The organism is Citrobacter sp. wls706 (assembly GCF_005281305.1).
Lineage (GTDB): Bacteria > Pseudomonadota > Gammaproteobacteria > Enterobacterales > Enterobacteriaceae > Citrobacter > Citrobacter werkmanii.
On sequence record NZ_SZXG01000032.1, the window covers coordinates 357,848 to 378,696 of the forward strand.

The 20,849-nt window shown below is 52.2% G+C and carries 18 protein-coding genes and 1 tRNA gene; 2 read left to right on the forward strand and 17 right to left on the reverse strand.

Annotation, left to right across the window (positions count from 1 at the left end; genetic code table 11):
• Nucleotides 1–169: 169 nt before the first annotated feature.
• From FDW92_RS14945 to FDW92_RS15000, 12 genes are all read right to left on the reverse strand, one after another.
• On the reverse strand, nt 170–1,609 hold the full coding sequence (locus tag FDW92_RS14945) for an anion permease (protein WP_042310843.1): 1,440 nt from the start codon (nt 1,607–1,609) through the stop codon (nt 170–172).
• A gap of 95 nt (nt 1,610–1,704) precedes the next feature.
• Nucleotides 1,705–4,299: a bifunctional aconitate hydratase 2/2-methylisocitrate dehydratase gene (gene acnB, locus FDW92_RS14950; protein WP_042310845.1), complete on the reverse strand. Its 2,595-nt coding sequence runs from the start codon at nt 4,297–4,299 to the stop codon at nt 1,705–1,707.
• A 17-nt stretch (nt 4,300–4,316) separates the two neighbouring features.
• The gene (locus tag FDW92_RS14955) at nt 4,317–4,865 is read right to left on the reverse strand and encodes an alpha/beta hydrolase (RefSeq protein WP_042310846.1); all 549 of its coding nucleotides are present in this window, start codon (nt 4,863–4,865) and stop codon (nt 4,317–4,319) included.
• A 27-nt stretch (nt 4,866–4,892) separates the two neighbouring features.
• Complete coding sequence (gene citG, locus FDW92_RS14960) at nt 4,893–5,768, reverse strand: triphosphoribosyl-dephospho-CoA synthase CitG (protein WP_042310848.1); 876 nt, start codon at nt 5,766–5,768, stop codon at nt 4,893–4,895.
• Nucleotides 5,743–6,282, reverse strand: a complete 540-nt coding sequence (citX, locus tag FDW92_RS14965; RefSeq protein WP_042310850.1) for a citrate lyase holo-[acyl-carrier protein] synthase — start codon at nt 6,280–6,282, stop codon at nt 5,743–5,745. Before citX ends, citG begins: the two co-directional genes overlap by 26 nt.
• A gap of 5 nt (nt 6,283–6,287) precedes the next feature.
• Nucleotides 6,288–7,808 carry a citrate lyase subunit alpha gene (gene citF, locus FDW92_RS14970; RefSeq protein WP_042310851.1) on the reverse strand — a complete coding sequence of 507 codons (1,521 nt, stop codon included), beginning with the start codon at nt 7,806–7,808 and terminating at the stop codon, nt 6,288–6,290.
• 28 nt (nt 7,809–7,836) lie between these two features.
• The gene (gene citE, locus FDW92_RS14975) at nt 7,837–8,712 is read right to left on the reverse strand and encodes a citrate (pro-3S)-lyase subunit beta (RefSeq protein ID WP_038633430.1); all 876 of its coding nucleotides are present in this window, start codon (nt 8,710–8,712) and stop codon (nt 7,837–7,839) included.
• Nucleotides 8,712–9,002, reverse strand: coding sequence for a citrate lyase acyl carrier protein (citD, locus tag FDW92_RS14980; protein ID WP_042310853.1), 291 nt, complete (start codon nt 9,000–9,002; stop codon nt 8,712–8,714). The genes citE and citD overlap by 1 nt, the downstream gene beginning before the upstream one ends.
• A 24-nt stretch (nt 9,003–9,026) precedes the next feature.
• A complete protein-coding gene (citC, locus tag FDW92_RS14985; RefSeq protein ID WP_042310855.1) occupies nt 9,027–10,094 on the reverse strand; it encodes a [citrate (pro-3S)-lyase] ligase in 1,068 nt (355 codons plus the stop codon).
• Nucleotides 10,095–10,112: 18 nt separating this feature from the next.
• Nucleotides 10,113–10,976, reverse strand: a complete 864-nt coding sequence (locus FDW92_RS14990; RefSeq protein ID WP_042310857.1) for a fumarylacetoacetate hydrolase family protein — start codon at nt 10,974–10,976, stop codon at nt 10,113–10,115.
• A gap of 70 nt (nt 10,977–11,046) precedes the next feature.
• Nucleotides 11,047–12,291 carry an MFS transporter gene (locus FDW92_RS14995; RefSeq protein ID WP_042310859.1) on the reverse strand — a complete coding sequence of 415 codons (1,245 nt, stop codon included), beginning with the start codon at nt 12,289–12,291 and terminating at the stop codon, nt 11,047–11,049.
• 72 nt (nt 12,292–12,363) lie between these two features.
• On the reverse strand, nt 12,364–13,452 hold the full coding sequence (locus tag FDW92_RS15000) for a 4-oxalomesaconate tautomerase (RefSeq protein WP_042310862.1): 1,089 nt from the start codon (nt 13,450–13,452) through the stop codon (nt 12,364–12,366).
• A 154-nt stretch (nt 13,453–13,606) separates the two neighbouring features.
• Between FDW92_RS15000 and FDW92_RS15005 the strand changes: the two genes are divergently transcribed.
• Nucleotides 13,607–14,536, forward strand: a complete 930-nt coding sequence (locus FDW92_RS15005; RefSeq protein ID WP_042310864.1) for a LysR family transcriptional regulator — start codon at nt 13,607–13,609, stop codon at nt 14,534–14,536.
• Nucleotides 14,537–14,682: 146 nt separating this feature from the next.
• Here the strand turns inward: FDW92_RS15005 and FDW92_RS15010 are convergent.
• Nucleotides 14,683–14,756: transfer RNA gene (locus FDW92_RS15010), tRNA-Gly, on the reverse strand.
• Nucleotides 14,757–14,835: 79 nt separating this feature from the next.
• Complete coding sequence (gene actS / locus FDW92_RS15015) at nt 14,836–15,594, reverse strand: amidase activator ActS (RefSeq protein ID WP_042311163.1); 759 nt, start codon at nt 15,592–15,594, stop codon at nt 14,836–14,838.
• A gap of 166 nt (nt 15,595–15,760) precedes the next feature.
• On the opposite strand from actS, the gene idi reads away from it, so the two are divergent.
• Nucleotides 15,761–16,309, forward strand: coding sequence for an isopentenyl-diphosphate Delta-isomerase (idi, locus tag FDW92_RS15020; RefSeq protein ID WP_042310866.1), 549 nt, complete (start codon nt 15,761–15,763; stop codon nt 16,307–16,309).
• An 85-nt stretch (nt 16,310–16,394) separates the two neighbouring features.
• Here the strand turns inward: idi and lysS are convergent, their stop codons facing one another.
• From lysS to recJ, 3 genes are all read right to left on the reverse strand, one after another.
• On the reverse strand, nt 16,395–17,912 hold the full coding sequence (gene lysS / locus FDW92_RS15025; RefSeq protein WP_006686909.1) for a lysine--tRNA ligase: 1,518 nt from the start codon (nt 17,910–17,912) through the stop codon (nt 16,395–16,397).
• A 9-nt stretch (nt 17,913–17,921) separates the two neighbouring features.
• A protein-coding gene (prfB, locus tag FDW92_RS15030) for a peptide chain release factor 2 (RefSeq protein WP_100194817.1) occupies nt 17,922–19,020 on the reverse strand; the annotation gives its coding sequence in 2 pieces (ribosomal slippage) (nt 17,922–18,944 and nt 18,946–19,020; 1,098 coding nt in all).
• A 91-nt stretch (nt 19,021–19,111) separates the two neighbouring features.
• Nucleotides 19,112–20,845, reverse strand: coding sequence for a single-stranded-DNA-specific exonuclease RecJ (recJ, locus tag FDW92_RS15035; RefSeq protein ID WP_042310867.1), 1,734 nt, complete (start codon nt 20,843–20,845; stop codon nt 19,112–19,114).
• Nucleotides 20,846–20,849 lie beyond the last annotated feature (4 nt).

The following is a 20,849-nucleotide window of genomic DNA, read 5'->3' on the forward strand; positions in this document are numbered from 1 at the left end:
GATTTCAGGAAAAGGAAATCTGAAGTGGGCGAAGGACTTAGAGCATGCCACATAATTTATTGTTTACGAACCCGTCGCAATAGTAATGTGGTCGGGCGGCGGCTACGCTTGACCCGACCTACGGTTTTAGCCATTTCAGGCAAGATCAGGCGTAGCCGCCACCGGGCGATTAAGACTGCAGCATACCGTGCTGGATCAAGAACCCCCACCAGGGAATACCGACGAGCATGTGAATCACAAACGTGCTCAATGCCACGATAGTACCGATTGTCCACCACGACTTAATGTCATTATACCCTGCGGCAAAGATAATCGGCCCCGCCGCGCCACCATAGTGAGTGATGCAACCGCCGTAGGAGTTGGAAAATAGGATGGCAAGCGCCAGCAAAACAGGTGCCGTTCCGGTAACCAGACCTACAGTGGCAAAGACCGGCACCATTGCTGCGACGTATGCCCCGCCGGAAGCAAAGAAATAGCGCACCAGCACGCTAAGAAACACAATAATCACAATAGTCATATTCCCGGCACTGAGAAAATCCAGATGCGCTGACATGAAATCGGCCAGCCAGCGGAAAAATCCCTCCTTGCTCAGGGTGGCGCTCAGACCAATGATGCCCCCGTACCACATCAGGGTATTCCAGCCGCCTTTATTTTTCTGGACATCACTCCAGCCAATAATATTAAACAGCAGTGCCGCACCCATTGCGATAATGGCGACCGCAGATTCATTGAGTCCGAGTTTACGTGAGAAGATCCAACCCAATAATGCAGCGACAAAAATGACCACCAGCCCTTTCTCTTTGAGGCTCATTGCCCCAAGACTTTGAAGTCCGTTGGTCGCAATAGCGACATTATCAATTTTTTTAATTTCCGGGGAAGCAACCCGGTAGCAGATATAGGGAATGATACATAGCATCAATAACCCCAACGGTGCTGCCGCCAGCATCCAGCCGATCCAGCTAATACGAATATGGAAAATATCTGAAATGAGCTGTAGCGCTAACGCGTTACCGGCAAAGCCCGTTAAAAACATATAGCTGGTCGTTTTCGTGACCATATAGACGTTGACCATTAAATAACGGCCAGCTTTGCTGGGTGACTCTTTTGGCGTTGAGCCCAATACTGTCGCGATACTGTTAATAATAGGGAAAACCACCCCACCTGCCCGCGCGGTATTTGAGGGCGTCGCAGGTGCCAACACCAAATCCAGCAAGGCGGTAACATACCCCAGTCTCAGCGTCGTACTGCCAAATTTAAGGATAAACCAGTAGGCAAGCCGTTTCCCGAGGCCGGTAGTGACAAATGCAGCACTCAGTGTAAAGGCGCTAAACACCAGCCAGGTGGTGCCTGACGCGTACCCGCTCAGCACATCCAGTGATTTGACGGGTGAATCCGGGAATTTTGTCACGGTAAAACAGGTTAACGCAACCGCAACCAGCATAATGACGGGTTCAGGATAGGGTTTAATAACCAGCCCAACGATAGCGGATAAATATATTCCTGCCAGTATCCACGCCTCTTTGGTTAATCCATCAGGCGGAGGGATAAATATTGATAATAATATTATCACGGCAAGCAGTATTGTTTTTAAAATATTCGATTTAAGCATATCTCACCCATGAGAAAAGGGTCCCTGAATAACAGAGGCCGCTCCGGGGAGGAGCCTCCGCACACTAAATACATTTATCAAACAAATAATAAATATTACAGATTCACAATTTTGATATTATCGTTTTCCGTGATTTGATATTCACTTAAAATATCAAAACTGAGATAGCGATAGATATCCTCATGTACGTCATGAAGCTTATCGGTATAGCTAAAATATTCTTCAACGGTGGGCATTTTACCCAACATGGCCGCGACGGTGCTTAATTCTGCGGAGGCAAGAAATACTTTAGTATTCGTTCCCAGACGATTCGGGAAATTTCGCGTAGAGGTCGATACCACGTTACTCCCTTCGCGCACCCTCGCCTGGTTCCCCATGCACAGGGAACAGCCCGCTGGCTCGATTCTCGCCCCTGATTTAATAAACTGACTAAAATAGCCTTCACGGGAGAGCTGTTGGGCATCCATTTTAGTCGGCGGCGCCAGCCACAAGCGCGCCTGGTTTTCGCGGCCACCGGCCATGATTTTACCCGCAGCGCGGAAATGACCAATGTTTGTCATGCAGGAACCAATGAAGACCTCTTCAATGGGCATGCTGGCAACCTCAGTAAGTAACCGGGCATCGTCCGGATCGTTCGGGGCACAGACGACCGGTTCGGTGATTTCATTAAGATCAATATCAATGACAGCAGCATATTCCGCGTCAGGATCGGCAGAAAGCAGCGACGGGCTAGCCAGCCATGCCTCCATCTCAGCAATACGGCGTTCAAGCGTGGCGGCGTTCTCATAACCCTGCTTAACCATCCAGCGCAGCAGGGCCGCATTGGAGCGCAAATATTGCGCGACATTGTCTTCCGCCAGACGCATAACGCAGGCCGCAGCGGAGCGCTCGGCAGAGGCATCAGCCAGTTCAAACGCCTGCTCTGCACTCAACATTTCCAGCCCTTCAATTTCGAGGATCCGGCCCGAGAAAATATTGTGCTTATTCTTTTTCTCGACCGTTAACAGCCCCTGCTTTTTGGCATACAGCGGAATGGCATGCACCAGATCGCGCAGGGTGATCCCTTTCTGCATCTCGCCCTTAAAGCGCACCAGTACAGATTCAGGCATATCCAGCGGCATAATGCCCGTCGCGGCAGCGAACGCCACCAGCCCGGAACCACCAGGGAAGGAGATCCCCAGCGGGAAGCGAGTATGGGAGTCAGCGCCTGTACCAACCGTGTCCGGCAGCAGCATGCGGTTAAGCCATGAGTGGATAATGCCGTCGCCCGGTTTCAGCGCAACCCCGTTACGGCTGGTGATAAACTGCGGCAGGGTTTCATGGAGTAGAACATCTACAGGCTTAGGATATGCAGAGGTGTGGCAGAACGACTGCATCACCAGATCGGCTGAAAACGTGAGACACGCCAGGTCGGTTAGCTCGTCACGCGTCATCCCACCGGTAGTGTCCTGAGAACCCACGGTCGCGATCTTCGGCTCGCAATACTGTCCAGGTCGGATCCCCGCGACGCCGCAGGCTTTACCCACCATTTTTTGTGCAAGCGTAAAACCTTTCGCGGAAGGCGCAACTAACGCGGGCTTGCGGAATACCTCGGAAGGCGCCAGCTTCAGCGATTCACGCGCTTTCGCCGTCAGGCTGCGTCCGATAATGAGTGGGATGCGCCCACCGGCGCGCACTTCGTCCAGCAGCACCTCGGTTTTCAGGGTAAAGGTTGTCACCAGCCGCTGGCTTTCTGTTTCACGAATTTCGCCCTTGTAGGGGTAAAGATCGATCAGCATCCCGGTCGTCAGCGCAGAGACATCCATCTCTATCGGCAGGGCACCGGAATCTTCCAGGGTGTTAAAGAAAATAGGGGCAATCTTGCCGCCAAACACAAACCCGCCGTTACGTTTATTCGGCACGTACGGAATATCGTTCCCGATGTGCCACAGGATGGAGTTAGTGGCGGATTTACGTGATGATCCGGTCCCCACGACGTCACCCACATACACCAGCGGCCAACCGCCCTCTTTTAGCGCTGCCAACTGACGGACAGGACCACGCACGCCGGGTTCATCAGGTGCAATCCCTTCCCTGACGTTACTGAGCATGGAGAGCGCGTGCAGCGGAATATCCGGGCGTGACCACGCCTCCGGCGCAGGAGACAAATCGTCGGTATTGGTCTCACCGGAAACCTTAAACACCTTCAGGGTGATTTTTTCAGCCATGGCCGGACGGCGGGTAAACCATTCGGCATCAGCCCAGGACTGCAGTACCTCTTGTGCCTGGACGTTACCGCTCAGTGCTTTGGCCTCAACCAGGCTGAATTTTTCGAAGATCAGGATCGTAGAAGAAAGCTGCTGCGCGGCCAGCGGTGCCAGATCAGGATGCTCAAGAAGATCGATCAGTGGCTGGACGTTATAGCCGCCCTGCATGGAGCCCAGCAGCGCCGTTGCTGCTTCGGGAGTAAGCCCGTCAACACGGTATTCCTGCATCGCCACCTTAAATAAAAACTCGGCTTTTAACTTTGCCGCAGGATCGACACCCGGTGGTACGCTATGGGTCAATAAATGAATTAATTCCGGATGATGTGCGGGTGCATCATTGATTAAACGCTGAATCAGTACATCAGTTTGTTGCGCTGTTAAGGGTTTCGCCGGAATACCCGATTCAGCACGCGCATGCAGGTGCTGATTATAATCATCTAACATAGGTTCTCCTGTTAAAACTAAAGTTGTTCACAAAATTCTGTTAAGCGTTCGAGTCCGTACGGCCAGTCGCCAAAGCCAGACTCGGCATTAATATGTCCCGCCTCCCCGATATCGATTAAATGCCCCTCCCAGCAAGCCGCCCAGAACTGGGCGCGCGAAAAAGGCATCAGGGGATCATTTCTGCTGGCAAACATCAGGCAGGGAACGGGTAAAGCCGCTGGCTGAATAGCCTCTTCAAGGCCGAAAAACGCGGGTTCCGCCGGTGCGACCATAACGACACCGGCGACGTTTACCCGTCGCGTTTGCAGTAATCTGCACGACGCCAGCGCGCCAAAACTATGACCGACGAGAATGGCAGGCAGCGGGGAAAGCGCCAGCTCGCGGGTGATGGCGGAAACCCAGTTTTCAATATCAGGCTCTAGCCAGTTTTTTTGCTGAATCCGCCTCCAGAAAGGAAAACGTCGCCCCCAGCAGCTTTGCCAGTGATATTCATCGCTGTCTCTCAGACCCGGCACCAGCATAAGGGTATAAACGTTACTGAGTTGCTGCAGGCGTTGTTCAATCATGACGTTTTCCTGTTACGCTATTCGCGCTTATTCGGCGGGAAATTGCGACAATAACCATCCAACGGCGATAAGATCTGCGCTACCGCCAGGGCTTAAATTCCGTTTGATAAATTCCGCATCCATTCTGAATAACGCCCTCACTAATTTATCCGCCGTGAGACGCTGTATTTTTAATAATCGTCTGGCGTAGCGTCTGGCGTAATTCAGCCCTGCGGTTCCTCCCCGAGAAACCAGATTGGTATCCGGATTTGCCGCCATCAGGCCCAGCAACATCCTCAGTAACGCCACCTCTTCGGATTCTCCCTGATGTAACGCGGTTTGCAGATGCGGAAGACCTGACAGGCGTACAGTGATGAAACCACTGGCGGCTTCCCCTCTTGCCCCAGTGAACCCATATGCCTGAAACTGCTGCTCTCCCTTCGTTTTTGCGACACCGCTATTTTCCAATTCCTGCTCAACAATGCCGGTACAGATAAGGCTGGTCTCATGACACAGGCTGCGTTGCGTGAGCGCTTCATGCCTTTGAGTAAGACGTCCCGCCGCAGCACACAGCAGCCCCAGCGAGAAAATCCCCCCTTTATGGGTGTTCACCCCGCCGGTGGCGGTAAACATCGCCTGCTCACAGGCCAGGCCAGTCGGCCTTAGCGCCCGTAGAGTTTGTGGGCCAGCAAGATAAGCAGTCTCTCTGCCTGTGTTGAAAAATAGTGACAGCCAGGGGGCAATCGCCGCGATACTGGTTATGAACAGTGCGAAATTCATATCGCTGTGCGCCCCGCTGTTTACGCGATCCACCAGACCCGGTTTCGGGGTTAAATTAATTTCCCGGTACAGGGCCTCGACAGCCAGCTCAGCAAAGGAGCGCTGAACGTCTGGTTCGTTAAATCTGGCAAGCGAAGTAGTCATCGGTTAACTCCTCGATCACGCGCGTTAGCTCGGCCTGCGAATGACATCGCGAACGGGAACAAACATGAGCAGGTTCATGACAGATAAAGCATCTACGCATCGGCTGCTGGATGGCATTTCTTTTCAGCAGCCCCTTTTTCGGACAAAACACGTCGATATCCCACAGACGTCCCAAAGGATGGTTATCTTCCAGATGCGCCGTGACGTGTTTTATCATCCACGCGGGAGCCGCGACCGACCAGAGCGCTTCCGGCCCGGTGACCGGGTGTAACACCTGATGCCGACAAACCTTCCACTGATGCGTGTGGAACAGCTCTCCGAGAGCCTGATTCGCGACAGCCATCACGCGTCTGGCCAGCGCGGTATCCTTCACCTCGCCCGGCCAGACCAGCGTGACGGAAACCACGGTATGATCCGACTGAAACAGCCACGCCTGCTGCCGACGGGCTCGTTGCTCCCGGGAAGCCAGAACCTGTTCCAGAGAAACATTCGCGTTCGAGGCTTTATCCGTCATGGGAATTACTCCTTCACCTGGCGAACCACATCAATCACACTGCCGTCGCGGTAGCGCACCACACCGACAATTCGGTCAGTAAATTCAACCGGCTTAGGCTTGCCCGAGATCAGCAGTGCCTGTTGATACAAGGCTTCAATGTCGACGATAGGCAGTCCGGCGTTGATCAAACGTTCGCGGATTTCCGGGCGCGCCGGATTAACGGCAATACCGTGATCGGTAACCAGAACGTCAATACTTTCACCCGGCGTTACCAGCGTAGTGACTTGTCTGACGACGGTAGGAATGCGGCTGCGGATCAGCGGGGCAACGACAATAGTGAGATTTGCCGCTGCCGCGACATCGCAGTGTCCGCCCGACGCGCCGCGCATTACGCCGTCGGAGCCGGTCAGGACATTGACGTTAAACTGGGTGTCTACTTCCAGTGCGCTGAGGATGACCACATCCACTCTGTCACAGCAGGCGGCTTTTGCAGCCGGGTTCGCATAGACGTTAGTGGAGATTTCCACATGGTCAGGGTTGACCGCCATGGAGGCTGCCGCCGCACCGTCAAAGCTTTGCGTATCAAGGATCTTTTCAATTAACCCTTTCTGATGCAGATCGACAATGCTGCCGGTGATTCCGCCCAGTGCGAACCGGGCAACAATATTGTGCTTGCGCATTCGGGTTTCCATAAAACGCGTACACGCCGTTGACGCCGCACCTGAACCGGTCTGGATGGAAAAACCGTTGCGGAAATAACCTGAGTGTTCGATCACGTCGGCAGCAGAGCGGGCAATCATCAGCTCACGTGGATTACTGGTGACCCTGGCGGCGCCTACGCTGATTTTTGCCGGGTCGCCGACGCTCTCAATCTGCACAATATAGTCAACCTGATCCTGAACGATACTGGCCGGCAAGTTGGGGAAAGGCTTCAGGGTTTCGGTGAGCAACACCACTTTTTTGGCATATTTTGCGTCGACCATGGCGTAACCGAGGGAGCCGCACTGCGATTTGCCGCCGTTGCCGCTGGCATTGCCATATTCATCGCAGCAGGAAACCGCCAGAAACGCGACGTCAATGGCAATTTCGCCCTTCTGAATCAAATTCACCCGCCCGCCGTGCGAATGGATTTGTACCGGCTCGTCCATCAGGCCGTGCGAAATTGCATCCGCCAGATCACCACGCATACCGGAGGTGTAGATTTTGCCGATCACGCCATTGCGAATGTGTTCAATAAGCGGAGTATTGCACGACATTAACGAGCTGGACGCGAGCGTGATCCCTTTCAGGCCGCGCTGAGCCAGCTTATCCAGCACGTAATTGATGACCTTATCCCCTTCGCGGAAGGCGTGGTGAAAGGAAACTGTCATACCGTCATGCAGATCGCAGCGGGCCAGAACATCGTCCACGCTGGCAAAAAGTTTGCGCTGGTATTTTTGTTGATTATCAGCAAGATAAGGCGTCGTTGCGTTCGCGCCGCTGAATGCGACGTACTCACGACGGGAGTCTGGAATGTGATGCAGAGTTTCTGTTAGGTTTTTCATTATTCATCCTGTCGCTTGCAATGGGGAATTACTGACGAATGCCGGAAGCATTTTTGCGTTCGATAACCACGCGGGCATGGTTGATAATCGGCGCATCAATCATTTTGCCGTTCAGCGAAATCACCCCGAGTCCGTTGCGCTCCCCTTCCTCTGCAGCTGCAATCACGCGTTGTGCGTAATCCACTTCTTCCTGGGTTGGCGCGTAAGCGTTATGCAGAATTTCAATTTGTCGCGGATTAATCAGCGATTTTCCGTTGAAGCCCATCCGTCGAATCAGATCCACTTCCTTCAGGAAACCGGCCTCATCATTCACATCGGCGTACACCACATCGAAAGCGTCAATACCCGCCCCGCGTGCGGCATGTAATACGGCACAGCGGGCGTAGAACAGTTCTGTCCCGTCGCCTCGCTCAGTTTGCATATCCATCACATAGTCAAAGGCGGCCAGCGCAATCCCCATTAAACGGTCGGACGATTTCGCAATGGCAACGGCATTAATAACGCCAACGGCAGATTCGATCGCTGCCATTAATTTCGTTGAGCCAACAGGACGTCCGCAATTTTCTTCAATGCGAACAATTTCGCGTTCAAGCTGATGGATATCTTCCGGAGAGTCGGTTTTCGGTAAACGAATAACATCAACGCCCGCCCTGACGGCGGCTTCCAGATCTTTTAATCCAAAAGGTGTATTCAGCGGATTAATTCTGACAACGGTTTCAATATCTTTGTACATCGGGTTTTGCAGGGCATGAAATACCAGAAGGCGAGCGCTGTCTTTTTCTTTTAGCGCTACGGCATCTTCCAGATCAAACATAATGGAGTCCGGTTTATAAATATATGCCGTAGAAAGCATGGCGGCACTTGAACCGGGAATAAATAACATACTGCGGCGTAACTTTTTCATTATAACTTTTCCCATGCAATATCTTCCCGAGCCGAACCTCTGAGCAGAGCAGCCTGTAAACGGGCACGGATCACGCAATCCAGCGCGCCTTTATCATCAATAATGATCTGCCCTTGATCGATGTTGAACGCAGCCAGGGTTTCATTCACCACTTCGGTAATTCGGTCGCCGAACTGCTTATACACTTCGCTGTGGATGACCACATCCAGCCCGCTCTCGACGGGGCTGACCTTTACCATAAGGTCACTGGACTCCAGCGTTCCCGCCATCGCGGCTTGTACAATTTTCATATCAGTTTTCCTGTGATAATGCGGTTAAACCGCTGCCGACAACGATTCGGATAAACGAGGCTGATGTTGCCCCTCGTTATTCAGAAACGCGCGCGTGGTGGCAGGCACCATACGACTAGCGGCAGCAATTTGGTTTTCTTTTAATAAACGACGAACGGCTGAAGCAGAGACCGGCACATCATTACCGTCCGTTCTTCTTTCTATTTCGTGTACGCGGATACAGGCCGCTGTGCTCGTTGCGTTTTCCAGCCAGTGATGCATCGCCCGGTTATATTCTGCGGTTAGCTGACAGAATGGTTCCGTCCCCACAAAACGATGAGTGATATTCAGCGCAGGTGCGATGTAATTTCTGAACAGCATAAGATCAATTGCCGCGTAGGCTTTATCTATCACCTGCTTATCTTTCAGGAAATAGCCTGGGAATGTCCCGCGCGAAATAATATATGCAGACCCCGGATGAACAGTGACATTTTTAAGATGCCGCGATCCGTCCCTGACCATCGCAAAACGTTCTTTAAACGAAAAAGCGGAGACATCTTCCTGAACCACGAAAACATGGAGCCAATCGCACTGGCTTGCCGCATGCTCGATAAGATATTGATGGCCTAGCGTGAATGGATTCGCGTTCATCACGATCGCGCCTATATTTTTTCCCGGCACGAAATGATGATTACGCAACTGGCTGCAGTAACGATGAATACCGACCGGCGTATTCTCCATTAATGCCGCACAATTATCGACGGTGACAAGCGGATAGAATCCGCATCCGCGAAACGACTTCACATTATCCGGACAGGTAAAAAGAAAGAGCTGATGTTCGCCATTTTGTGCCGCCAGAAGTTCGGCCTCATGAATTAACGTCAGGATTAACGACGAGCCACGCCACCCGGAATCCACTGCAATGCATTTTAAGGTGTTACCCGCAATACCGGTGCAGGCAATAATCTGACGCTGGTAGAGTGCAACAATAAATTGCGAGATATCGTCATCAATGCCTAAACCGTTGCGTGCCAGGAAGCGGGCAACTTCCTCTCTGGCCTGAGCGTTACCGGCATTTATAATCTCAAATTCTGGCGTTCTGGCGGTGTACATCGTCTCTCTCCTGACCGTCTAAACAAGCAACGCTTCTTGCTGCGGTTGGGCTTCCACAATGGTATTAATCAGACGACCAATATTTTCGATTTCAACTTCAACCCGATCGCCATCATGCATAAATAACGGAGGATTGCGTTTTTTACCGACGCCGCCAGGCGAACCCGTAATAATGACGTCACCGGCGCTGAGGGAGGTGAATGTGCTGATATAGGCGATAAGATCTGCAACTTTGTGGATCATGCTACCAGTGGAGTCGTTCTGAACCAGCATGCCATTCAGCCAGGTATGGATGGTCAACGCATGAGGATCGGGTATCTCATCCGCTGTAGTCATATAGGGGCCGAAAGCGCCGGTTTGCTTCCAGTTTTTACCAGCGGTAAACCACGCGTGCTGCCAGTCACGAACGGAGCCATCCATATAGCAACTGTATCCCGCGACATGATCGAGCGCGTTATTTACATCAATTCGGGAGCCCGGTTTACCAATGATGACGGCCAGCTCGCCCTCATAATCGAATTCTCTCGACAACTCAGGTTTAAGCACAGGTTGGGCATGACCTGTTTGCGAATCAGGAAAACGGATAAACAGCGTCGGGGCATTATTCGTCTCGGCAAACTCTTTTCTTTTTTCAGCGTAATTCATCCCAACGCAGAAAATTTTTCCTGGCTCTTCGATAACGGGCAAAAAGGTAATATCTTCAAGCGTAATATCCACAGGGCAATCGTTGTATTGCCTTGCGACGTCAACGGCATCCCATTGAAGAAGGTCTTTCAACGTCGCATATTGATGGCCGATTTTATTACCCAAATCTATAACGCCGAACTTTGTATAAATCCCGTAGCTTTTACGGCCCTGATGAATATAACTTGCTAATTTCATGATGACACCCGATTGATATACATGCCTATTTTTGTTTACGCCCTGAGGCGTAAACAAATTGCCAAACTTTTTATTCTGCGGACTGGGCGGGCACCAGTACCGGTTTTGTACCGGCTGCCAGATACGTTGCCACGACAACGCCAACGCCAAGCAATACCAGAATCAACCCGGTCATCCCCACCCAGCCCAGTGAATGGAAAACAAAACCGTTGATAAAACCAATCACCGAACCGCCCATGTAGTAGAAGAATAAATAGAGTGCAACGGCCTGGCCTCTTGCATGCGTTGCATTTTTACTTACCCAGCTCAAACCAATAGAGTGACAGCCGAAGAAACAGCCGGTAAAAATCACCGCGCCAGCAATAAAGGCGATGACATTCGACGTCAGCGTCAGCAGCATGCCTAAGGCCATGATCAGGAATAGCACGCGCAATACTTTCATCGCGCCATATTTCGCACTTAAACGACCAGCCTGCGGAGCCGTAAAGAAACTCAGGGCGAAGCTAAAGGAGAGCAGACCTGCATTTGCCGGTGAAATATGGAACGGCTCCCCTTTCAGGAAGAAGGCCAGATAGTTATAAAGCGAGGTAAATGCGCCGAAAATAATGAAGCTGATGACAAAAGCCAGCGCCAGATTTTTGTTTTTGAAATGCGATGCAGCCCCTTTCACCATACGCGTAACGTTAAGGTTTTGCGTTGGGGTGAAGTTTTTAGATTCAGGCAGTAAAAACTTAACCAGAATGGCAACCACAATCAAGCTGGTCGCAAAACCGTAAAAGATGGCATTTATTGAAACGTGATCAATAAGTTGGCTGGCAACAATACGACCGGACATGCCGCCCATCGAATTACCGAAGACAAAATATCCCGTTACAATACCTGCCGCCACCGGGGCGACTTCTTCACTGATGTAGGCGGTGGCTGCCGCAGCGATGCCGCTCAGCGCCAGACCAATTACCGCACGTAGCGCCACCAGCATCGCCCAGGATTCCATCAGCGGGCAGAGCAGCGTAAGAATACCGCCTAACAGGAGGGAAACAATAATTAACCGTTTTCTGCCATAATGATCGGATAACGTCCCGGTAAACAGCAATCCAATCGCCAGCAAGGCCGTTTCTGCTGATAAGATAATACTCACCTGGCTGACAGGAACATTATATTCCACAGCAAGTGTCGGAAGCAGTGGCTGAATAAAAAACAGAGAAGCAAGCTCTGCAAGCCCGGATAATGCCAGGGCCAGAATCACGCGAATATGCGCATCGGCTTTTACAGAATCTGAAGCTTTCAGGGTATTGTTAGCATGAGTTAACGCCATAATAACCTCGGTATTATTGTTAGGGTACAGAGTGTAATTTTTTAAGGCAGATGTTTTTTATTTAGATTTTATTTACTCAACTTCAGTGAGCATTTTTTCCGGTACACATACGGCACCCTCAAATAACTTGCGTGAAGTACGTATGACAGCGGCACGGGTTTTTTCGATATTGTTACCTTCCTTCAACAAGGACACAGATATTTTTCCACTTGGGTGTTCAATATCGATGATATTTGTGAAGAGCCCCTTTGGACGATCGGCGACAATTTTTGCCGCGACGGATCCTTCAATCAGCGTTGCGGTCGAAATACCAATCGATCCGGTAATCGCCAGTGATTTATGGCATGTGTGCGGCATGAAATACCGTACCTGAATCGTTCCGCCGTTACGCGCCGGGCTGAGAAGAACCGGTTTAGGGATCACCTTGTTTGCTACATCCCCTAAGCCCATAGCTGCACCAGCCTGACGACGCAGACTCTCCAGCTTTTCTTTAAATGCCTTATCGCCATCTAATTCGGCAGGAGATTCCCCTCCTGTTTTCCCCAGCGCTGAAGCGTCAATCAATACCATCGGCATCGCCATATCTATACAGGTGACTTCAATACCGTCGAAGACGTTTGTCGCACTGTCCGTCGGCAACAATTTCCCCGTTTTAGAACCCGCAGAGTTCAGGAAAGTTAAGCCAATGGGTGCGGCGGTCCCCGGGACACCATCAATTTGGGTATCGCCTTCATACACCACCCGATAATCAGGCGTTTGCACTTCTGCATCGACCAGCGTTCCGGTATTGAGATTGCGGATCCGCACCGTCGTTACCGGGCTTTGCGCCTTCACCAGCCCCTTTTCAATGGCAAAGGGACCAACCGCACAGAGCATGTTGCCGCAGTTAGGTGTGGTATCGACGCGACGTTCGTTCACCATCACCTGCGCGAACAGGTAATCCACATCCGCGTCAGGGCTTTCTGAAGTGCTGACTATCGCCACCTTACTGGTTTGCGGGCTTCCACCGCCAATACCGTCAATTTCGAGTTCATGGCCTGCCCCCATCAAACTGAGTAAAACTGCGTCGCGCGCTTCTGTTTCCACAGGCAGGTCGCTGGCCAGAATCACCGGCCCTTTTGACGTACCGCCACGCATTAATACGCAAGGGATCTTTAACATGTGTTTATCTCACTTCGCTTTTGTCTGGAACGCTATAAGGTTTTCACACTCCGGTTGATAACTCTAATGCCAAAAAAAGCAGGATTAATACGTTTTGCACATTAATAGCCCGTGCGTTATGGTGGTTATATAAAAGCGAGAATGGGATACAGCTATGCCGCATGAACTTCAGGGGATACAAGCGTTTGTAAAAATTGCAGAAATCGGCTGCTTTACAAAAGCATCTCAATTTTTTCACATTTCACAACCTGCTTTAACACGCAGAATTCAGAAACTGGAAGATAGCCTGGGAACCGCGCTGTTTGAACGTTCTACGCGCAGCGTTAAGCTCACGGCAGTAGGAAGAGAATTTTTACCTAAGGCTAAGAATTTAATAGATTTTTATGAAAGCTCCATCCTCAGTATTAAAGAGATGGCGACACATCAGGCTGGTGTTATTACGGTTTCCTGTATCCCTACTGCCGCGTTCTATTTTCTGCCTTCAGTGATACGAGATTACAACAATGACTACCCAAACATCCGAATCCGCATACTGGAGCACAGCGCCAGCGATTGCCTGGAAGCAGTTTTAAATGGCGACGCAGATTTCGGTATAAATATGATAAACGTCACACATCCAAATATCGATTTTGCGCCGCTGGTGAACGAACCCTTCGTTCTGGCATGCCGACGCGACAATGAGCTGGCGAATAAATCGCTGGTAACATGGGACGATCTGGCCGGAATGAAGCTGATTGGGGTAAGACGCTCCAGCGGAAACCGATCGCTGATCGATCAGGCTTTCGAGAAAATGGCCTGGAAACCTAACTGGTTTTATGAAGTGCGTCATCTTTCAACGTCACTTGGGATGGTGGAAGCGGGTCTTGGTGTGTCTGTCGTTCCCAGTCTGGCGATGCCGGCCGATGAACATCACGTCCTTGTTAGTCGTCCACTGATAGAACCCGTCATACGCCGTACGCTTGGCCTTGTAAAACGCAGTGAAACAACCCTTAGTCCTGCGGCGGAAAAATTCCGCCAGCTGATATTACATCTGTGGTCGGGCGAAAATAGCAGCCCCTGGATCAACAAGTTTACTCAGTTGTGACTCACCGTTGGGCGACCAATGTATGACCGATGAGAACTCTCCCACAGCATCAGCAGAGGAAGTCAACGCATTGATTTCATTAAGAAAACGAATTGTCGAAGGTGGGAATCAGGCAGACCAGGTGGAAACATCAAGGGAAGTGACTTTGGAGCGGGCGAAGGGAATCGAACCCTCGTATAGAGCTTGGGAAGCTCTCGTTCTACCATTGAACTACGCCCGCATTGAAGTGCGTAAGGGATTATAAACCTTACGCTCTTCTTGGCAAGGGACTAACCGACTGACTGGCGATTAATTCACCGTCAGCATTTTGGCTTACTGCCCTGCGGCGTTAAATAACGCAGCGGATCGATAGCCGTTGCGCGATAACGGATCTGGAAATGCAGACGCACCGTCGTCGCATCCGTGCTGCCCATCGTGGCGATCTTCTGCCCGGCTTTCACGTTTTGACCGTTGTTCACCAGCATGGTGTCATTATGCGCATAGGCAGTGATGTAGTCCTCACTGTGCTTAATCATGATGAGGTTGCCATAGCCCCGCAGTTGATTGCCGACATAGACCACCTTCCCCGCTCCGGCCGCATAAATCGGCGTACCGCGCGCAGCTGAGATATCAATGCCCTTGTTACCGCCGTCCGCCGTAGAATAAGGCAGAATCACCTTACCGCTGGCGGGCCACTGCCAGCAGCGTTGTCCTACCGGCGGCCAGGACGATTGCGGCACGGAAGAAGACGGTCTGACTGCCGCCGTTTTGGTAGAGGATTTCGAGCTTGTTTTACCAGAGGAAGAAGTGGATTTCGCACCGCCGCTGACCTTTAGCTTTTGCCCCACTTCAATGGTATAGGGTGGGGAAATGTTATTCAGGCGAGCGATCTCTTTCACGCTGGTGCCGGTGGCGCGTGAAATACGGTATAACGTATCTCCCCGCTTCACGGTATATACGGAGCCGGAATAACTTCCTGCGTCAGACGACTTACTCCCGGAACAGCCAGATAACAGCAGACCGACACACAGCAGCATCGCGACACTCAGGCCATTTTTCTTCAGGCGTCCTGCACTCAAAACAATACCTCGCAACATTTTCAGACGCTTTATCATAGCAGCCAGAAACCGGATGCCAAATCATATCGCGTAACGAACCCTCGGCGCTGGTATTTCACACCCACTGTTAATCAAACTGTCTTAATTAAGCATATAATGTGGGTGCTTAAGATTGATGGTGGACGCTATGCGACAGGAACATGTCATTTTATTAAATGAGCAGGGTCAGCCCTGCGGGACGCTGGAAAAGTATGCGGCGCATACCGCCACAACGCCTCTGCACGCTGCGTTTTCCTGCTGGATATTTAACGACCAGGGACAACTGCTGGTGACGCGCCGTTCACTGCACAAAAAAGCCTGGCCAGGCGTCTGGACCAACTCTGTCTGCGGTCATCCCCAATCGGGTGAATCCACCGAAGCCGCTATTGTCCGCCGCGCTCGGTTCGAACTGGGTACAGACATTGACTCGCTCAGCTCCGTGTATGCTGATTTTCGTTATTGTGCCACGGACCCGAGCGGAATTATGGAAAACGAGGTGTGTCCGGTGTACGCCGCACATATCGTGAGTCCGCTCCAGCTAAACGCAGATGAAGTGATGGATCACCAGTGGAGCGATCTTGAGGATGTGTTGAGCGGGATTGACGCGACGCCGTGGGCGTTTAGCCCGTGGATGGTAATGCAGGTTTCAAACGATAAGGCGCGAGGATTACTGCGCAAGTTTGCCAACGGGAATTAATTGCCTGATGGCGCTATGCTTAGCTGGCCTACATAACGAATCGTAGGCCGGATAAGGCATCAGCCGCCATCCGGCATTTCACATCTTACTTAACCGGGCGCATCGCCGGGAACAGGATCACGTCGCGGATGGTGTGGCTGTTGGTGAACAGCATAACCATACGGTCGATACCAATACCCAGACCCGCAGTCGGCGGCAGACCGTGTTCCAGAGCGGTAACGTAGTCTTCATCGTAGAACATCGCTTCGTCATCACCTGCATCTTTGGCGTTAACCTGATCCTGGAAACGCTGCGCCTGATCTTCTGCATCGTTCAGCTCGCTGAAACCGTTACCGATTTCACGTCCGCCGATGAAGAATTCGAAGCGATCGGTGATTTCCGGGTTTACGTCATTACGGCGCGCCAGCGGAGAAACTTCTGCCGGGTACTCGGTAATGAAGGTCGGTTGAATCAGATGCGCTTCCGCGACTTCTTCGAAGATCTCGGTCACGATACGGCCCAGACCCCAGCTCTTCTCAACTTTGATGCCGATAGATTCAGCGATCGCTTTAGCAGAGTCGAAGTTATCCAGATCGGCCATGTTGGTTTCCGGACGATATTTCTGAATCGCTTCGCGCATGGTCAGTTTTTCGAACGGCTTACCGAAGTCAAAGACTTCTTCGCCGTAAGGCACTTCGGTGGTGCCCAGAACGTTCTGCGCCAGCGTACGGAACAGTGATTCGGTCAGTTCGATCAGATCTTTGTAGTCCGCATACGCCATGTAGAGTTCCATCATGGTGAACTCTGGGTTATGACGAACTGAGATGCCTTCGTTACGGAAGTTACGGTTAATTTCGAACACGCGTTCGAAGCCGCCAACCACCAGACGCTTGAGGTACAGTTCCGGCGCGATACGCAGGTACATATCCAGATCCAGCGCGTTATGATGGGTGATGAACGGACGCGCCGCCGCGCCGCCAGGGATCACCTGCATCATCGGGGTTTCTACTTCCATAAAGCCGCGACCCACCATGAACTGGCGGATGCCAGCCATAATCTGTGAACGCACTTTAAAGGTATTGCGGGATTCATCGTTAGAGATGAGATCCAGATAGCGCTGACGATAACGCGCTTCCTGGTCCTGCAGCCCGTGGAATTTATCCGGTAGCGGCCGCAGCGCTTTCGTCAGCAGACGCAGCTCGGTGCAATGAATGGACAGCTCACCGGTCTTGGTCTTGAACAACTTACCTTTCGCGCCAAGGATATCGCCCAGATCCCATTTTTTGAACTGCTCGTTGTAAACGCCTTCCGGCAGATCGTCACGAGCAACGTACAGCTGAATACGGCCGCCAACATCCTGCAGCGTAACGAATGAGGCTTTACCCATAATACGGCGGGTCATCATACGGCCAGCAACGGATACCTCGATGTTCAGCGCTTCCAGCTCTTCGTTTTCTTTCGCGTCGAAGTCAGCATGCAGTTGGTCTGAGGTATGATCGCGACGGAAATCGTTCGGGAACGGGATCCCCTGCTCACGCAGGCTCGCCAGTTTCTCACGGCGCGTTTTCAGTTCATTGTTAAGATCGGCTACCGCGTCAGCGCCCTGTACGTGTTGTTCAGACATGTTGGTTCCTCATAACCCTGCTTTCAAACTTGCTTCGATAAATTGATCCAGGCTGCCATCCAGCACCGCCTGCGTGTTACGGGTTTCAACCCCGGTACGCAGATCTTTAATGCGGGAGTCATCAAGGACATAAGAACGAATCTGGCTACCCCAGCCGATATCTGACTTATTGTCTTCCATCGCCTGTTTCTCGGCATTCTTCTTCTGCATTTCCAGTTCATAAAGCTTCGCTTTCATCTGCTTCATGGCCTGGTCTTTGTTCTTGTGCTGGGAACGGTCGTTCTGACACTGCGTCACAATCCCGGTCGGGATGTGGGTGATACGTACCGCCGATTCTGTACGGTTAACGTGCTGACCGCCCGCACCAGAGGCGCGATAAACGTCAATGCGCAGATCCGCCGGGTTGATGTCGATATCGATATCATCGTCAACTTCCGGATAGACAAACGCCGAGCTGAACGACGTATGGCGGCGACCGCCGGAGTCGAACGGGCTCTTACGTACCAGACGGTGTACGCCGGTTTCAGTCCGCAGCCAACCGTACGCATATTCGCCAGCAATTCTGATGGTCACGGATTTAATACCCGCCACTTCACCTTCAGATTCTTCAATAATTTCAGTCTTAAAGCCGCGTGCTTCAGCCCAACGCAGATACATACGCATCAGCATGCTTGCCCAGTCTTGCGCTTCCGTACCACCGGAGCCAGCCTGAATATCGAGATAGCAATCTGCGCTGTCATATTCGCCGGAGAACATACGACGGAATTCCAGCTGCGCCAGCTTATCTTCCAGGGTATCGAGTTCTGCTACGGCTTCGTTAAAGGTTTCTTCGTCGTCGGCTTCTACAGCCAGTTCCAACAGGCCGGAGACATCTTCCAGGCCCTGGCTCATTTGGTCGAGTGTATCGACGATAGCCTCGAGGGAGGAACGCTCTTTACCCAGCGCCTGCGCGCGTTCGGGTTCGTTCCATACGTCCGGCTGCTCCAGCTCGGCGTTTACTTCTTCCAGACGCTCTTTCTTGGCATCATAGTCAAAGATACCCCCTAAGAACGTCAGAGCGCTCCGTGAGGTCCTGAATGCGGTTATTTACCGGATTAATTTCAAACATTGTCTGATTTCTTTTATTGGACTAGTCAAAATGCGGTTATAAGAGCGGGATTGTAACTAATCCACGCCCTTTTTTATAGCGATTAGTGACGCTAAAGTGGCCAGATATTATCGATTATTAGCTGCAAACTGCGGTTGCCGCGAAACTCATTAATATCCAGTTTATAGGCCAACTGAACATCGCGCACGCCGTTGTCCGGCCAGCAACTGGTATCAACGTTGAACGCAATTCCGTCCAGCAGAGGTCCGCCGCCAACCGGCTCCACCATCACCTTCAGATGACGCTCCCCCACCAAACGCTGCTGAAGGAGACGGAAATGTCCATCAAACAGCGGTTCCGGGAACATTTGCCCCCACGGCCCGGCATCACGCAGCATTTGCGCGACCTCCATGGTCATCTCCGCGGCGCTTAGCGGGCCATCTGACACCACTTCGCCCTGCAGCAAGGCGGGATCCAGCCACTCGGTTACCAGTTCGCCGAAACGCTGCTGGAAACGCTCAAACTGCGCCTCTTCCAGCGACAAGCCCGCCGCCATGGCGTGCCCGCCAAACTTGAGGATCATGCCAGGATGAAGGGTGTCCAGGCGCTCCAGCGCATCACGCATGTGCAGCCCCTGAATCGAACGCCCGGAGCCTTTGAGCGTACCGTCGCCAGCAGGAGCAAACGCAATCACCGGACGATGAAAACGCTCTTTAATGCGCGATGCCAGAATGCCGACTACCCCCTGATGCCACTCAGGATGGTACATCGCAAGGCCGCCCGGTAGCGTCTCGCTGCTGCGCTCCAGCTTTTCACACAGGGTCAGCGCTTCCGCCTGCATGCCCTGCTCAATTTCTTTGCGTGTCTGATTGAGCGCGTCCAGTTCATTGGCCAGCACGCGTGCCTCGCCAATGTTGTCGCACAGCAACAGCGCCACGCCGACGGACATATCATCCAGACGGCCAGCGGCATTCAGCCGTGGTCCCAGCGCAAAACCCAAATCGCTCGCCACCAGCTTAGCCGGTTCGCGATTGGCGATTTCCAGAAGCGCCTTGATACCCGGACGGCAGACGCCCGCACGAATACGGGACAAGCCCTGCCAGGTCAGGATACGGTTGTTAGCATCCAGCGGAACAACGTCCGCCACTGTCCCCAGCGCGACCAGATCGAGATATTCCACAATCTTCGGTATCGCGATACCACGCGCGTCAAACCAGCCCTTACTCTTCAGATGATTACACAGCACCAGCATCAGGTAGAACGCCACCCCCACTCCCGCCAGCGATTTTGACGGGAAAGGACAGTCCGCAAGGTTTGGATTCACAATGGCGTCGGCATTGGGCAGTATTTCCCCCGGCAGATGGTGATCGGTAACCAGAACGCGGATACCCAGCGCATGCGCATGATCGACCCCGGAGTGGGAGGAAATCCCATTATCCACCGTCATGATCATTTGTGCGCCGCGTGCATGGGCCTGATCGACCACTTCAGGACTTAAGCCGTAGCCGTCCTCAAAACGGTTGGGAACCAGGTATTCCACGGTATCACAGCCCATCGCCCGCAGCGAAAGAACGCTTAATGCGGTGCTGGTCGCGCCATCTGCATCAAAATCGCCGACCACCATAATGCGCAGGTTTTTCTCAAACGCGTCATGCAGCATCTCAACCGCTTTTTCCACACCCGTCAGCGTCTGCCAGTGCAGCATCCCTTTCAGGCTTCGCTCCAGATCGTTAGCCGTTCTCACGCCGCGGCTGGCGTATAAACGACGCAACAATGGCGGCAAGTCATCAGGCAGCTCGGTTGTCTCGTCGGCTTCACGCCGACGAAGTTGTATCTTTTGTTTCACGCGA

What these genes read in the sequence shown, in the direction of transcription:
- FDW92_RS14945 (WP_042310843.1), bottom strand. Translation starts at nt 1,609, where the DNA reads ATGCTTAAATCGAATATTTTAAAAACAATACTGCTTGCCGTGATAATA.
- acnB (WP_042310845.1), bottom strand. Translation starts at nt 4,299, where the DNA reads ATGTTAGATGATTATAATCAGCACCTGCATGCGCGTGCTGAATCGGGT.
- FDW92_RS14955 (WP_042310846.1), bottom strand. Translation starts at nt 4,865, where the DNA reads ATGATTGAACAACGCCTGCAGCAACTCAGTAACGTTTATACCCTTATG.
- citG (WP_042310848.1), bottom strand. Translation starts at nt 5,768, where the DNA reads ATGACTACTTCGCTTGCCAGATTTAACGAACCAGACGTTCAGCGCTCC.
- citX (WP_042310850.1), bottom strand. Translation starts at nt 6,282, where the DNA reads ATGACGGATAAAGCCTCGAACGCGAATGTTTCTCTGGAACAGGTTCTG.
- citF (WP_042310851.1), bottom strand. Translation starts at nt 7,808, where the DNA reads ATGAAAAACCTAACAGAAACTCTGCATCACATTCCAGACTCCCGTCGT.
- citE (WP_038633430.1), bottom strand. Translation starts at nt 8,712, where the DNA reads ATGAAAAAGTTACGCCGCAGTATGTTATTTATTCCCGGTTCAAGTGCC.
- citD (WP_042310853.1), bottom strand. Translation starts at nt 9,002, where the DNA reads ATGAAAATTGTACAAGCCGCGATGGCGGGAACGCTGGAGTCCAGTGAC.
- citC (WP_042310855.1), bottom strand. Translation starts at nt 10,094, where the DNA reads ATGTACACCGCCAGAACGCCAGAATTTGAGATTATAAATGCCGGTAAC.
- FDW92_RS14990 (WP_042310857.1), bottom strand. Translation starts at nt 10,976, where the DNA reads ATGAAATTAGCAAGTTATATTCATCAGGGCCGTAAAAGCTACGGGATT.
- FDW92_RS14995 (WP_042310859.1), bottom strand. Translation starts at nt 12,291, where the DNA reads ATGGCGTTAACTCATGCTAACAATACCCTGAAAGCTTCAGATTCTGTA.
- FDW92_RS15000 (WP_042310862.1), bottom strand. Translation starts at nt 13,452, where the DNA reads ATGTTAAAGATCCCTTGCGTATTAATGCGTGGCGGTACGTCAAAAGGG.
- FDW92_RS15005 (WP_042310864.1), top strand. Translation starts at nt 13,607, where the DNA reads ATGCCGCATGAACTTCAGGGGATACAAGCGTTTGTAAAAATTGCAGAA.
- idi (WP_042310866.1), top strand. Translation starts at nt 15,761, where the DNA reads ATGCGACAGGAACATGTCATTTTATTAAATGAGCAGGGTCAGCCCTGC.
- lysS (WP_006686909.1), bottom strand. Translation starts at nt 17,912, where the DNA reads ATGTCTGAACAACACGTACAGGGCGCTGACGCGGTAGCCGATCTTAAC.